The organism is Paenibacillus sp. BC26 (assembly GCF_900116125.1).
GTDB classification, from domain to species: domain Bacteria; phylum Bacillota; class Bacilli; order Paenibacillales; family Paenibacillaceae; genus Paenibacillus_Z; species Paenibacillus_Z lignilyticus.
On record NZ_FPAD01000003.1, the window covers coordinates 99,309 to 112,336 of the forward strand.

Annotated in this window: 14 protein-coding genes; 13 read left to right on the forward strand and 1 reads right to left on the reverse strand. The window is 49.8% G+C overall.

Annotated elements, in window-relative coordinates; genetic code table 11:
• Nucleotides 1-292: 292 nt before the first annotated feature.
• The 9 genes from BM412_RS21660 (at nt 293) to BM412_RS21700 (ending at nt 6,553) form a co-directional block, all read left to right on the forward strand.
• Nucleotides 293-1,759, forward strand: a complete 1,467-nt coding sequence (locus BM412_RS21660) for a dihydrolipoyl dehydrogenase family protein (RefSeq protein ID WP_091223160.1) — start codon at nt 293-295, stop codon at nt 1,757-1,759.
• Between the two features lie 44 nt (nt 1,760-1,803).
• Nucleotides 1,804-2,208 (forward strand): Imm7 family immunity protein, encoded by a 405-nt coding sequence (locus BM412_RS21665; protein WP_091223162.1) that lies wholly within the window; start codon nt 1,804-1,806, stop codon nt 2,206-2,208.
• 394 nt (nt 2,209-2,602) lie between these two features.
• Complete coding sequence (locus BM412_RS21670) at nt 2,603-3,049, forward strand: MarR family winged helix-turn-helix transcriptional regulator (RefSeq protein ID WP_091223164.1); 447 nt, start codon at nt 2,603-2,605, stop codon at nt 3,047-3,049.
• Between the two features lie 81 nt (nt 3,050-3,130).
• The gene (locus tag BM412_RS21675) at nt 3,131-3,532 is read left to right on the forward strand and encodes a DoxX family protein (protein WP_091223166.1); all 402 of its coding nucleotides are present in this window, start codon (nt 3,131-3,133) and stop codon (nt 3,530-3,532) included.
• 64 nt (nt 3,533-3,596) lie between these two features.
• The gene (locus tag BM412_RS21680; protein ID WP_091223168.1) at nt 3,597-3,995 is read left to right on the forward strand and encodes a DoxX family protein; all 399 of its coding nucleotides are present in this window, start codon (nt 3,597-3,599) and stop codon (nt 3,993-3,995) included.
• A 102-nt stretch (nt 3,996-4,097) separates the two neighbouring features.
• On the forward strand, nt 4,098-5,048 hold the full coding sequence (locus tag BM412_RS21685) for a ring-cleaving dioxygenase (RefSeq protein WP_091223170.1): 951 nt from the start codon (nt 4,098-4,100) through the stop codon (nt 5,046-5,048).
• Entirely contained in the window at nt 5,045-5,659 is a 615-nt protein-coding gene (locus BM412_RS21690) for an alpha/beta hydrolase (protein ID WP_091223172.1), read from the forward strand. The genes BM412_RS21685 and BM412_RS21690 overlap by 4 nt, the downstream gene beginning before the upstream one ends.
• Before the next feature lie 40 nt (nt 5,660-5,699).
• Nucleotides 5,700-6,311 carry a flavin reductase family protein gene (locus tag BM412_RS21695; protein ID WP_091223174.1) on the forward strand — a complete coding sequence of 204 codons (612 nt, stop codon included), beginning with the start codon at nt 5,700-5,702 and terminating at the stop codon, nt 6,309-6,311.
• Between the two features lie 14 nt (nt 6,312-6,325).
• Complete coding sequence (locus BM412_RS21700; protein WP_091223176.1) at nt 6,326-6,553, forward strand: DUF896 domain-containing protein; 228 nt, start codon at nt 6,326-6,328, stop codon at nt 6,551-6,553.
• A 62-nt stretch (nt 6,554-6,615) separates the two neighbouring features.
• Here BM412_RS21700 and BM412_RS21705 read toward each other — a convergent pair whose 3' ends face one another.
• Complete coding sequence (locus BM412_RS21705; protein WP_091223178.1) at nt 6,616-7,227, reverse strand: nitroreductase family protein; 612 nt, start codon at nt 7,225-7,227, stop codon at nt 6,616-6,618.
• Between the two features lie 250 nt (nt 7,228-7,477).
• On the opposite strand from BM412_RS21705, the gene BM412_RS21710 reads away from it, so the two are divergent.
• From BM412_RS21710 to BM412_RS21730, 4 genes are all read left to right on the forward strand, one after another.
• On the forward strand, nt 7,478-8,344 hold the full coding sequence (locus tag BM412_RS21710) for a M15 family metallopeptidase (RefSeq protein WP_091223180.1): 867 nt from the start codon (nt 7,478-7,480) through the stop codon (nt 8,342-8,344).
• 56 nt (nt 8,345-8,400) lie between these two features.
• A complete protein-coding gene (locus tag BM412_RS21715) occupies nt 8,401-9,099 on the forward strand; it encodes a response regulator transcription factor (protein ID WP_091223182.1) in 699 nt (232 codons plus the stop codon).
• A complete protein-coding gene (locus BM412_RS21720) occupies nt 9,092-10,225 on the forward strand; it encodes a HAMP domain-containing sensor histidine kinase (RefSeq protein WP_091223184.1) in 1,134 nt (377 codons plus the stop codon). The genes BM412_RS21715 and BM412_RS21720 overlap by 8 nt, the downstream gene beginning before the upstream one ends.
• 422 nt (nt 10,226-10,647) lie before the next feature.
• Entirely contained in the window at nt 10,648-12,519 is a 1,872-nt protein-coding gene (locus BM412_RS21730; protein WP_177245998.1) for an RICIN domain-containing protein, read from the forward strand.
• Nucleotides 12,520-13,028 lie beyond the last annotated feature (509 nt).

Sequence of the window (13,028 nt, forward strand, 5' to 3'; positions counted from 1 at the left end):
GTGTATTGAACCGAATTTCACCTTTTTGCCGTGGAAAGATAGGGTTCATCGCTCTCTATAATATTTGTGCACAAATAATTTGTCAACAAATTGAATTATCGGCGAGTATGATAATTTGTTAGCGGATTAATAGTCGGGTGCTTCATGTGACTATAAAATCGTAACCGCTAAAGTTATTTTTAGAGGTTACTTGAAATCGTTTTTTGCGCATGATATAGTACCCGTTGTAACTTCTGAAATTAATTTAAGGGGTTACATAGAGGTGGACCTTGTAACGGAGGGAGCACGAACTTTGAGAAGCTTTGATCTTATTGTTATTGGCGCAGGAGCCAGCGGACTGGCCGTGGCAGCGGAGGCTGCCGGCTTCGGGTTGAAAGTCGGCTTGATTGAACAGGAGCCGGAACAAGGCGGGGGCTGTTTGCATACCGGATGTGTAACTTCCACAGCGTTGATCGCAGTATCGAAGGAATTTCACTCGGCTAAGAAAACGGCTTATGCGTTTGGACTTGAGTTGCAGGGCAAGGTTAACCACGAGGATGCCTACCGCAGAATCCTTGCGGCCATTGCCGCGATACAACCACATGATTGCGCGGAACGGTTTCGGAGCCTAGGTGTAGACGTTCTTCATGGATATGGCCAATTCTTGGATAAACACCATATAGAAATGAACGATGGCGAGGTTGTTTACGGTAAACGAATTGTCATTGCCACAGGGTCCCGATCGACAGTTCCTCTAATCGACGGTTTACAAGAGGTGGATTATATGACCAATGAAACCGTGTTTGACCTGCAAGCTTTGCCAACAAGTTTAGTCGTTATTGGGGCTGGGCGAGTCGGTTTGGAGTTAGCACAAGCTCTTGCCCGTTTGGGTTCCGATGTAACCGTTCTCGATAAAGGACCCAAGCTATTAGAACAAGAAGATGTCGATATCGTTCCTTACGTGCAAGCTGCACTTGAGAAAGAACTATCGCTTCATTTGAACGTGAATGTGAATAAAGTAGAAGCCATGCCTGATGGGAAGAAGCGAGTATATGTGGAGCGCTATGGGGAGAAGTTCCATATGGATACGGATTGCATTCTCATTGCAACTGGGAGAAGGCCAAACACGGATCGTCTTGGGCTAACAAACATCGGCATTGCTATGGATGAGAACCATATCGTCGTAACAAGAACACTGCAAACGAGCGTGCCTCACATTTACGCAGTCGGCGACGTGATCAAGCCTTTTCCTTTTATCCACCCGGCGGGAATGGAAGGTAAGATCGTTGTAGGTAATGCCATTTTTGGACTGAAAAGAAGAATAAGCTATACTAACGTGCCTTGGGTAACGGATGTGGAACCAGAAATCTTTCATTTGGGGATGACCGAGGAAGAAGCCCGCAAGCACGAGGGAGATAAAATCCAGATATACAAAGTACCTCTAGACCAAGTGGATCGCTTTATTACGGATAGAAAGACGAATGGAATCGTTAAAGTGATTACGGATCGGAAAGGAAGGATCTTAGGTGCGCATGCTGCAGGAATCGGCGCCGGAGATTGGATGCAACAGGCTGTCTTTATGAAACGATTCGGTCATAAGCTTTCTGACATTTCGCAAGTCGTGCATCCGTACCTGTCCCACTCGGAAGCGCTATTGAAAACAGGAGATCCATATTGGAGAGAAAAGCTAACTCAAGGCGGTCTCTTAAAGCGGATCGTAAGGGGCTATGTCAAATGGTTTCAGGATAATGCACAGTATATAGATGACGGTTTTTGGTGAATGAAAATAGGCGTGGGTACCTAATTAAATCTAGGAGTTGTTATATGTATGAACATCATGGATGGATTGTTTTAAGATATCACACACAGGATACAAATGAATTCTTGCAAGGCGAGTCATACAGTAAATTCAAAAAATATTTGGAAGAGGTTGATGTGGGGAAATTATCAAACGTCAAGAGACAGAACGGGCAGGACTCGTGGACTATATCTGGCTTAGATAAACACTATTCCGATCACGTTCTGGATATATTTAATTGGGTAGCCGAGAATTTACCTGGTTCTTATGGATTGTTATATGTTCATGACGATGAAGATTTCGAGTTTGAAGATAAAAGCAATGCGTTCGTGGTCTGGAAATTGGCAAGAGGCAAATTAACGCAAGAGAAAGACCATTTTCTCTCCCCGTATATTCCAATAGTTGAAGATGAGTACGATATAAGTAGTTAATAAAAGAGACCTCTTTCGTGATACGGAACTGGTCTCTTCTATTATAAAGTAACATCCCCGCGGGGATACGAGCGGGCCTCCAGGTTACCGTGCGAGTGGCGTAGCCGCGAGCACCTGGTAACCCAATCTCTTCCTCGCGCCAATCGTAAAGCGTGTCCCGAACGGGACGAAAGCGATCATACGCATAAATGAATCTCGCGAGCGCTTCTCTGTAGCACATACGTTAGTCAAATTCCGGGTGTCCAGAGGGACGGGTCCCTCGGGGTCCCCTTGTAGGGGGATTTAGGGGGTCTGTAAGTTAGGGGGGCCAATAAGGTGTTGACATTACCTCAAAAATAAGATATCTTTAATTCAAGATAATTAAATCAAAGACATCTGAGGGAGGTGAACGCTAATGTCATTCCAACTCGATGACGACCAAGCGGTCTCGCTTAAAGCTTTCGTCGTGCTTTCCAAAGCCTACAGAACGGTGATGGACAAAGCCGTTAAAGATATGAAGCAATACGAGCTGTCCTCTTCCGAATTTACGATTCTTGAAGTGCTCTACACGAAGGGCCGAATTCCGCTTCAGCAAATCGGCGAGAAGATTCTGGTCACCAGCGGCAGCATCACGTACAACATCGATAAACTGGAGAAGAAAGGGCTGCTTAAGCGAATCCCGTGTGAAGACGATCGCAGAGTCATTTTCGCGGAAATCACGCAAGCCGGGAACGACTTGTTTGATGACATTTTTCCCAAGCATGCGGCTTCCATCCACTTGATGTCACAAAGTTTATCGCAAGAAGAGAAGCTGACCCTTATCGAGCTTCTGAAGAAATTAGGAAAAGGCGTAGAAAGTTAGAAGCACCCCATAACGCTTTTTTTTATCATATATCTTTAATTCAAGATTATTAAAACCAAAACAAAATGGAGGTCATAAGAAATGTTGGCATTAGGATTATTAATTATTCGCGTAGTAATTGGTTTGTTGTTTATCGGACATGGCGCACAGAAGTTGTTTGGTTGGTTTGGCGGTTACGGTCCGAAGGGAACGGGCGGCTGGATGGAATCGATCGGCATGAAACCCGGCGTTCTGATGGCTGTCGCAGCAGGTCTGATGGAATTAGTCGGCGGGGCACTCTTCGCAGCCGGATTGTTCACACCAGTGGCAGCCGCGCTTATCGCATTAACCATGCTTGGCGCAATCGTGAAAGTACACGGGAAGAACGGTCTATGGGTAACGGCGAACGGTTATGAATACCCGCTTGTCGCGCTCGCAGTTGTAGTCGGCGTTGCTTTTGCCGGAGCAGGCTCGTATTCGCTGGATGCACTGTTTTTTAACTAATACCGTCTGTCCAATATCTTTAATCAAAGATTGTTAAAATAAAACTATATGGAGGTAATAAGAAATGGTAGCATTAGGATTATTGATTATTCGCGTAGTGATTGGTTTGTTGTTTATCGGACATGGTGCACAGAAGCTGTTTGGCTGGTTTGGCGGTTACGGTCCGAAGGGAACCGGCGGCTGGATGGAATCGATCGGCATGAAACCCGGCGTTCTGATGGCTGTTCTGGCTGGGCTAATGGAATTAGTCGGCGGCGCGCTCTTCGCAGCCGGATTGTTTACTCCGCTGGCAGCCGCGCTTATTGCACTAACCATGCTTGGCGCAATCGTTAAAGTCCATGGGAAAAACGGGCTTTGGGTAACGGCGAACGGTTATGAATACCCGCTTGTGGTTCTTGCAGTCGTGATCGGCGTAGCCTTCGCCGGAGCAGGCGCGTATTCGCTGGATGCGCTGATTAACTAATCACGGACACCTCATTATTTTCGGGAAAATGGCGGAATACTAACTGAAATAGCTGCTGATTTTGCGCTCAAACTAACAATAATTCAATGGGAGTGATTGTTCATGTCATTACAAACTGCCGGTATTCACCACATTACAGCCTTTGCAAGAGACCCGCAGGCGAACGTAGATTTCTACGCAGGTATCCTTGGTCTGCGACTTGTAAAACGGACGATTAACTTTGATGCTCCGGATGTGTATCACCTGTACTTCGGCGATAAAGCAGGCACTCCGGGCACCATTATCACCTTCTTCCCATGGCCGAATTCCCGCAAAGGTAAAGTTGGCGGCGGGCAAGTGGGGATTACCACCTATGTAGTTCCTGTTGGAGCACTGGGCTTCTGGGAAGATCGTTTGAAAGGCTTCGGGATTGAAACAACGAAAGTGACTCGCTTCTCCGAGGACTACCTTCAATTCACGGATAACGAAGGGCTGGGCCTTGAAATCGTGGAACGCGAAGCCGGCGCGAACAACGAATGGTCCTTTGGCGGCGTTCCTACCGATAAAGCCATTAAAGGTTTTGGCGGAGCGGTATTGTTCAGTACCAAATCGGCGCAGACGAGACACGCTCTCGAGCATATCATGGGCATGACCCCAATCGGCGAGGATCAAGGCTATGCACGTTTCCAAACCTCAGCTGATCTCGGGAACCTGATCGATGTACCGGTAGCGGACATGGAGTGGGGAGCAGGCGGCGCAGGTACGGTACACCATATTGCATGGAGAGCGAAGGATTTCGAAGAACATGCACAGTGGCAAACGGAAGTGCTGAACTCCGGTTATCAGCCGACGCAGATTATTGATCGCCAGTACTTTAACGCGATTTACTTCCGGGAAGCCGGCGGCATACTGTTCGAGATCGCTACGGATCCACCGGGATTCGCGAATGACGAAGCTGCAGATGCGCTTGGCGAGAAATTGATGCTGCCATCTTGGTTTGAGCCAAAACGTGATCAAATCGAAGCGAATCTGCATCCGATCCAAGTGCGTGAATTGGAGGCGAATAAGCAATGAAGCATCTATTCGAACAAGGCACATCTGCCGGTGCGCCAACATTAGTACTGCTGCACGGCACAGGCGGAACGGAGAGGGATCTGATCTCACTCGGACAACGGATCTCTCCGGGTTCGTCGCTGCTAAGCATTCGCGGTAATATCCTGGAGAATGGCATGCCGCGCTTCTTCCGGCGGTTGGCCGAAGGCATCTTCGATGAAGAGGATCTTGTTTTTCGCACCAAGGAGCTTTACGACTTCCTGGACGAAGCGGCAGCTCAATACGGCATTGACCGCAGCAGCTTCGTCGCTGTCGGGTACTCCAATGGCGCTAACATTGCCGGAAGCCTGATGTTCCATTATGCGGATGCTTTCAAAGGCGCGATCCTGCATCATCCGATGGTTCCGCTTCGCGGAAAGGAGCTGCCCGACTTGTCGGGTACTCCGATCTTCATCGGTGCCGGTACGAACGACCCGATCTGTTCGGCAAGCGAGACAGAGGAATTGCAGCGGCTGCTCGGCGGAGCGGGAGCCGATGTTGCCGTCCATTGGGAGAACTACGGTCACCAGTTGACCGCTTCCGAGGTCCATGCAGCCACGAAGTGGTTTGAAGAGCATTTTCCGCAAGCTTAACTGATGGATGGATGCTCAAAAGGGAGGTGCGAGAATCGATATGATCTCCATAGATCCGTCAGCTCAAGGCGATCGAGATAATTATAAACTTCTTATCGGCAGCGTCGTTCCGCGTCCCATCGCGTTTGTGACTACACTATCGGAGCAAGGGGTGTTGAACGGAGCACCATTCAGCTATTTTTCCATCGTATCCAGCAATCCGCCGCTATTATCCGTAGCCGTTCAACGCAAGAATGGCGTGATGAAAGACACGGCACGAAATGCATCTGCCACAGGCGAGCTCGTTATTCACATCGTGGATGAGACGAATGTAGGCGCTATTAATGAAACGGCAGCGAACTTGCCGCCGGATGAAAGCGAGATAACTGCAGCAGGGCTCACGCCGGTAGATAGCGAAACGATTAAAGTGCCGGGGATTGCGGAGTCTAAGATCAGAATGGAATGTGTGCTGGAGCAGGCTATAGAGCTTGGCGGAACAAGCGGTACACCGGGATGTGATCTGTTGATTGCGCGAGTGGTCCGTTTTCAGATCTCGGAAGAGCTTCTGGAGAATGGGAGAATCGATGCGCACAAGCTGGCTCCTGTCAGCCGTATGGCAGGCAATTATTATGCAACCTTGGGCAGAATGTTTGAGATGGAACGTCCGCATTAAAGGAGTGAGCCATTATGCTGAACATACTTAATCGAATTAATGAACTATCCAGGAAGCAAAAAGACACCGGCTTAACGGATGCTGAGCAAACGGAACAGGCCGAGCTGCGCAAAGAATATCTTCGGATCTTTCGCGGTTCTGTAGGCAGTCTGCTCTTGCATTCGACGATTATAGATCCGGATGGGAACGACGTTACACCGGAGAAGCTGAAACAGGAACAAGCAAGAAGAGCGGCACACTAGTACCGGCTGGCATAGTTTCAATAAAGAAAGAAGCAGCGAGATACATCGCTGCTTCTTTGTCTTTATTTGAAAACCTTAAAGCGTTCCTCGATGGGCTTGAATTGCTTCTCTCCGGCCGGCGCAGCAGGTTTACCGAATGGCATATGAGCAATGAGCTTCCACTTCTCGGGAATGCTCCATTCGTTCTTCACCTTCTCATCGATCAGCGGATTGTAATGCTGAAGACTTGCCCCTAACCCTTCGTTCGCTAAGGCGGTCCATATGACAAATTGATGCATGGCATTCGTATGCTGCGACCAATCCGGGAACTTGTCCTGATATGTAGGGAATTGCGCCTGCAGCCCTTCGACAATGCTTTCATCCTCGAAGAACAGGATGGAACCGTAGCCCGCTTTGAAGCTGTCCATCTTCTGCTGCGTGGATTCAAACTGCTCTGCCGGCACGATCGCCTTCAACACCTGCGTTGTGATATCCCACAGTTTATCGTGCTGCTCTCCCAGGAGCAGGACGATCCTTGTACTCTGCGAATTAAAGGCCGATGGCGTATGCTTTACGGCATCACTAATGATTTCTTCGATACGACTATCCGGAATGGGTGATTCTTTGCTCAGTGCGTAGATGGTGCGTCTCTCGCGGATCCCCGCCAGAAAGGCATTGCTTGTAGTAGAAGCCATTGGTACCTCCTCTAATGCTGATTTAGAAGCACCTTATTATTTGGTAAAACACGGCAGGATATGTATGCTTGTCGGTTTGCTCAATTTGGCAGCATCGCATTCGATGATATTCGGATTGGGGAACTGGCTTAACCCATTTGAAAAGTTAAGTCCCTTCGAAGTTTAAGAAATCCTTTAGGTTTTCCCCCACTTCTTCTTAACAAGTTTTCTTTATCCTTATAACCATCAGGAGATAAGGGAGGCTTGGGAGATGAAGAAGTGGTTTTTTTGTTTTGTTGTGCTCGTATCCCTGCTGTTCGGCTATGGTGTGCGGGAGACCAAACTGAACGCGGATAATGAAATCCAATTGAATGAAGGTAAGCAAGCTCAAGCGGCGGAAGTCCGAATGAGTGAGCTTCATATAGATGAAAATCAGATCTATCAAGGCGACTTGCTTCTTGTGAATAAGGATCATCCGGTGCATCCGGAAGGCGAAGAGACCGGCGCGGTCAATTTGTCTCAGCATTTAGAGCTGGTGAACGGATTCCGTTTGCAGGATAATGAAATTAAGCTGTCGCCAACATTGGCACGTAAATTCACGGACATGGTAAAAGCTGCGAAGAACGACGGCGTGAGCCATTTTATCATCAACAGCGGATATCGGAATCATGAGGAGCAGAATCAGCTTTATGCTCAGAAGGGGGCTGACTACGCGCTGCCGGCAGGCTACAGCGAACATCATCTGGGCTTATCCCTTGATATTGGTTCGACGCAGGCAGAAATGGGTCAATCGCTTGAGGGCAAATGGCTGAAGAAGAATGCATGGCGATATGGATTTATTTTGCGATATCCCGAGGACAAAACGGAGATCACAGGGATTGCGTCGGAGCCGTGGCATTTCCGTTATGTCGGTTTGCCGCACAGCGCGTTGATGCAGAAGAAGGATTTTGTCCTGGAGCAATATATGGACTATTTGAAGGAAAAGAAGCAAATTACGATTACCATTGATAAAGAAACCTTTGAGATTTCGTATTATCCGATCACCGGGGATACAACGATTCCGGTACCGGCGAACGGGAGCTATGAAGTGTCAGGCAACAATAAGGACGGGGTCATTGTGACCGCACAAATCAAGTAATCGGAGTATGAAACCTACGAGCATGCCTCATGCTAATGGTATCCAGGGAGGAACCAATGAAGTCGATCACAATTCTAATCGCAGACGATGAGGCGGAGATTGCCGATCTAATCGAGCTGCATTTACTCAAAGAAGGCTATAACTGCATAAAAGTAGGGGATGGGCATGAGGCGGTTGCTGCGATTCAGAAGCAGCCGATTGACTTGGCGATTCTGGATATCATGATGCCGAAGCTGGATGGCTATGAAGCGACAAGGCAGATTCGCGCTCATTATAACCTGCCGATCATCTTCCTAAGCGCCAAAACGACCGACCTCGACAAAATTACCGGACTTGTCAGCGGCGCGGATGATTATGTAACGAAACCGTTCAACCCGATGGAACTGGTTGCTCGCGTGAACGCGCAGCTGAGGCGTTCCATGCAGCTGAATCAGCCTGCGGCTTCGAATACTTCGGTTGTGGTGGAAGCGGGAGGTTTGCTGATTAATCCGGAACAGCGCACCGTTGTCCTTTACGGGGAAATGATCGAGATCACACCGAAAGAATTCGATATTCTGTACCTGCTGGCCAGTCATCCGAAGAAGGTGTTCAGCGCGGAGCAGATTTTTCTCCAGGTGTGGGGCGAAGCTTATTTCGAAGGCAACAATACGGTTATGGTTCATATTCGTACCCTGCGGAAGAAGCTGGGTGAAGATGTTCGCAAGAACAAGCTGATCAAAACGGTGTGGGGAGTGGGGTATTCCTTCCATGGCTGAGATGGTCCGCAGCTTCCGCTTTAAGATGCTGCAATACTTTGGCTTCAGCATGGTTTTGTCCGCTGGCATTACTTATCTGCTCTACAGGGTGCTGCAGCTCTATTATTCCACTACGAAGCGGGAAAGCCCGCTCTATACGATACGGACGTTCATTGGCGAAATAGGGGATATCAACTTCTTCATGATTGTGTTTATCCCCCTCTCCATTTTGTTTTTCTTCCTCTTCACGAGCCGTTATGCGTCTTATTTTCGCGAAATATCTAGCGGGATCAATCAGCTTGCCAACGGCGACTTCAACAATCGCGTGCAGCTCTCCTCCAATGATGAGTTCGAGGATATTGCGCGGGATATTAATCTGGCCAGCGAGAAATTGCAGCAAGCGCTGGAGCGAGGCGATTTTGCAGAGAACAGCAAGGAGCAGCTGGTCTTGAATTTGGCGCATGATCTGCGCACGCCGTTAACCTCGGTGCTCGGTTATCTCGATTTCATTCTTCGCGGCGATCAGCTGACACCGGAGCAAATCAACCATTATACGAGCATCGCGTACACGAAATCGCAGCGGCTGGAGAAGCTGATTGACGAGCTATTCGAAATTACGCGGGTGAATTATGGCAAGCTGCAAGTGGAGAAGAAGCCGCTCGATCTGAGCGAGCTTCTTATTCAGTTAAACGAGGAGCTCTATCCGGCGCTGGAGAAAAACAATCTGACCACGCGCCTGAATGTGGCTCCGCATCTGACCGTCACGGGGGACGGCGAGCTGCTGGCACGCGTGTTCGAGAATTTGCTGACCAATGCGATTCGCTATGGCAGAGAGGGACGTTTTATCGATCTCAACGGCTGGATCGAAGCGGAGGAAGCCGTCATACAGGTGCTCAATTATGGCACCTGCATTCCTCCGGAGGAATTGCCGTACATCTTCGATATGTTCTACACCGGCGATAAAGCAAGAACCCAGCGCAGCGAAGGAAGCACGGGCCTTGGCCTATCCATCGCGAAGAACATCGTCACGCAGCATCAAGGGACCATTACGGCGCAGAGCGATGTCATTCGTACGCTATTCGAGGTTCGTTTGCCGCGCAATATGGGAGCGAGCGGAGTCAGCGAAGCTGAAGGGGATGAGGGTTAGTGTGGTTGGTGAGCTGAGAGTTCGATTTCGGAACTCTCAGCCTCCACCGCGAGTGGATCAGGGGTTAGTGTGGACGTTGAGAGATCGATTTTGGAACTCTCGGCGACCACCTGGGAAGCATGCTCGTGCAGAGTTGCGAGATTAATAGCATGGGCTCGCTGGCGCCAAGCGGGCTTTTTTTTTTTGAAATCGCCCATAAATTGACAACGCTTACATATAAATATGGTACAATCTAGTTGCTTGCCGCTCTTTTATGAAATGGGTTTCATTGCTGCGGCCGGCAAGTTGATTGCTCTATTCCTGCTTATCGATTTGATCGTAAAGGGGGTGAGGCGAAACGAAGGGACGGACTGTGCGGTCCGCCTTAGTTGCGTGATCAGTTGCCTGATGAACATTCGAATATGGAGAGGAGCAATGAAGTAATGTTGAAACGAATGGGTATGTTCATTTTCAGCTGGGTGGTGATGGTGACGATGATGGGATCGGGCTTGGGCGGCATGAATGTTCCCAAGGTAAATGCAGCTGCTTATACGGCTGTTGTTAACCCCAGTGTTCAATATCAGACGTGGGAAGGCTGGGGCACGACGCTCGCTTGGTGGGCGCACCGTGTCGGAGGTGCCGCGGATTCGGTGCGCAACGATTATGCGGACAAGTTGTTCAGTACAAGCGGGCTGAATATGAACATCGTTCGCTACAATATCGGCGGCGGCGAGAATCCCGCCTATCCGACCCATATGGACTTGCGGGCGCGGATACCGGGCTATAAGGCTTCGGCTGCCGCAAGCTACGATTGGACGGCGGACGCCAATCAACGCTGGGTGTTGAACGCCGCGAAGTCGCGAATCAACTCGAGCGAGTTCATCGCCGAGGCGTTCGCCAACTCGCCTCCGTGGTGGATGACGAAGAGCGGCAGCGTTACGGGGAATACCAACGCAGACGAGAACCTGAAGGTAGATATGTATGATGATTTCGCGGATTATCTGACTACGGTTACGCAGCATTTTCAGAGCAGCTGGGGCGTGAATTTCCGTACCCTCTCTGCCTTTAACGAGCCAAGCTCCGCTTATTGGACGTTCGGCAATCGCCAAGAGGGCAACCGCATGTACCCCGCCAATCAGCAGATCATGATCGGCGAGCTGTACAATTCGCTGACCACGAAGGGATTAACAACAGGCATCAGCGCGCCGGAAGAGACGAGCATCGATCTTGCGAGGGATACGATCAACAGTTACTCGGCGGCGACGAAGGCGAAGCTTGTGCAGTACAATTCCCATACGTACGGCGGCAGTGACCGTGTTGGCTTGAATACCGCAGCCGGCGGCAAGCGGATTTGGAACTCCGAGCACGGGGACGGAGAAGCGAACGGGATTACGATGTCGAGGAATATTTTATGGGATATCAAATATATGAAAAATGCAGCATGGGTCTATTGGCAAGCGGTAGAGACGCCTGGCGGCTGGGGAATGATCGAAACCGATCTGAACAATGCCAGCGCGAACCTCGGCACCTATACAGTGAAGAAGAAGTACTATTCCATGGCCCAGTGGAGCAAATACATCCGCCCGGGCTACAAAATCCTCGACATCGCCGATGGAGATTCCATTGCAGCTTACGATAGCGCGGGAAGCAAGCTCGTCATCGTTACGGTCAACGACTCCTCTGCTTCCAACACGGTGACTTATGACCTGTCGCAATTTACGAATGTGACCGGTTCGGTGACGGGGACGCGGACAAGCGGCTCGGAGAATTTGGCTGCAGTCTCCGGCCTTGCGCTCTCGAACAAGAAATTTACGGCGACGGTTCCGGCCGGTTCTGTCAGCACTTTCGTCATCACCGGCGTGTCAGGCGTCAGCACGCCGACAATCGACACGTCAGCCTACTACAAGCTGGTGAACCGCAGCAGCAGCAAGCTGATGGATGTCAGCCAAGCATCGCAGGCGGACGGAGCCGATGTCATCCAGTGGACAGACAACGGCGGTACGAACCAAATGTGGCAATTCGTTTCCGTCGGCAGCGGCTACTACAAGCTGATAAACCGCAATAGCGGCAAAGCTCTCGATGTGTCAGGGCAATCCACCGCGGATGGCGGCAATGTTGTCCAGAATACAAGCGGCACCGGCCTGAGTCAGCAATGGCAGCCTGTACTCGTTGGAAGCTATTACAAACTAATTAACCGCAATAGCGGCAAACTCGCGGATGTTAGCGGCGCATCTACCTCGGATGGCGGCGATGTCATCCAGTACTTCGACAACGGCGGAACGAATCAGCAGTGGCAGCTCGTGAAAGTGAACTAGCGGCGGTGCATAATGAAAGCAGGATAGCCGGGCCAGCAGCCGGACCCTTAATTAGGGTCCGGCTTTTCATTGCCCGCCGTTGCCGGAAGCCTGACGTATCGACAGATTCAATCTCCCTGCGAGGGAGGAGGGACCGTGTTCTAACGGTTGCCACAGCGCTTATTTGGTCTGTTTTTGCTTCATATAACACTAACGGTTGCCATAGAGCTTATTTGTCCGTTTATGAGCGGAGACCCTAGCTAAATCGTGAAATAGCGTCTCTGGCAACCGTTACAATTGCAGAACGGCGAAAATGGCGAAATTAGGCGCACCGGCAACCGTTAGACTTCGGGGAGCTACATTCACGGGCAGCTAAAAAACCGCATCCGCCATCTGACTGATACGGTTGGCATACGAGCGGCAGGCAGGTAGGCTAGTTAAAAGAGTCTCGGACTAGCGATCGGACACTTAGGCGGAGTATGATTGGAATATTGTGCGCGAAACGAATAAAGTTGTCTTTTATTTAGGGG